Source organism: Paractinoplanes rhizophilus, from assembly GCF_042664765.1.
In the GTDB taxonomy this organism is placed as follows: Bacteria; Actinomycetota; Actinomycetes; order Mycobacteriales; family Micromonosporaceae; genus Actinoplanes; species Actinoplanes rhizophilus.
Genome location: NZ_JBHTBJ010000106.1, coordinates 1 through 1461 on the forward strand (window position 1 = coordinate 1; position 1461 = coordinate 1461).

Here is a 1461-nt window from a genome sequence, read left to right on the forward strand (position 1 = left end):
AGGACCACACCGGTGCCCTGGTCGCAGGCAGCCATCACATGATCGGCGCCCGTGCCGGCGGTGCGGGAACCTCGCAGAGTCTTCCCGTCGACCGCGATCGCCCGCCGGCCTGCCGGGATGTCCACCGTGGGCCTGCTGGCCAGCCACGCGCTGATCACGGCGGTCAGCATGTCCGGGTCCAGGGCCACTGCCCTAAACTCAAGGCCGTTTCGTAACCAATAGGACCGTTTTCTGCTGGCGGGAGGCCCGGATACAGAACATGAAGAAGCTCCTGATAGGACATGGATTGACTAGATCAACATGTTCCGACCAGGAGCTTCGGTGGCCGATTCTGCCATGGTGCCTGCCGGTGTGGTGCCGCAGGCCGCTGACCAGCGTGGGGTATTACGGGCGGCGGTGATCGCTGGGCCGGCTCAGGCCGGGACGCTGGACGCGCCGGTGGCCGGCCGGTTGTGGCCAGTGCTGGCTGATGCCGGGATGATCGAGCAGGCGCAGGCTGCGGCGGGGCATGTCGATGCGCGGCAGCGGGTGCTGACCGGGGCGGTCACGGTGATGATCGTGCTCGGGCTGTGCCTGTTCCGGCGGGAGGGCACGGCGGTGGTGGCCGCGCGGGCCACCTCGAAGATCCCGCGCACGTGGGTGGAGGGCACACCGAGTGCCGCGGCGGTGTCGAAGGCCCGGGGCCGGGTGCCGGCAGCGGTCATGCGGCAGGTGTTCACGTCCGCCACGCAGGCGATGCCACCGGTCGGAGCCGAATCGTACGCGTTCGGCTTGCTGGTGACAGCGATCGATGGCACGGTGTTCGACCTGGCCGACACGGCCGAGATGCGGTCCGGGTTCGCCACTCCCACCAACGGCCGGTTCCCGCAGGCGCGGATGGTCGCCGTGATCGTCTGCGGCATCCGATGGGTGCTCGCCGCCCGGATCGGCTCATCCGGCATCAGCGAGCAGGCCCTGGCCGACGACCTGGTCGGCGAGCTACGGCCCGGCACGATCAACCTGGCCGATCGGGGCTTCTTCTCGATGGACCGCTGGGTCCGGGCCGCCGCCACCGGGGCGCAGATGCTGTGGCGGGTCAAGAACGGCGCCCGGAGCCTGCCCGCCCGACTGGTCGAGGTACTCCCGGACGGCTCCGCGCTGGTCGAGCTCGTCGAGTCCGACGCGATGCTGTCGCGCCGCCGCAAGACCAGCGGCGAGCGTGGCCTGCCCCGGCTACGCCCGATGCTCGCCCGGCTGGTCGAGTTCACCGTCACCAGCCGCGACCGCGGCGGCCGTACCACCACCAGCCGCTACCGCGTCCTGACCACCCTGCTCGACCACCGGCGTCACCCCGCTGTTCGACGGCGCTCAGGATGAGCAGGTTGGGGTAGGCCAGCGGCGTTGAGGATGAGGATCGGTTAGAGGGCAACCGTGGACGGTTGCCCTTGTTTGTTTTCGGCGGCACCGTGATCAGGTCCTGAT

The 1461-nt window shown here is 69.7% G+C and carries 1 protein-coding gene; it reads left to right on the top strand.

Translation table 11 applies throughout. The features are described from left to right. Positions 1-321 precede the first annotated feature (321 nt). On the top strand, positions 322-1356 hold the full coding sequence (locus tag ACFQS1_RS40400; RefSeq protein WP_378978358.1) for a transposase domain-containing protein: 1035 nt from the start codon (positions 322-324) through the stop codon (positions 1354-1356). The last annotated feature ends 105 nt before the right edge of the window (positions 1357-1461 follow it).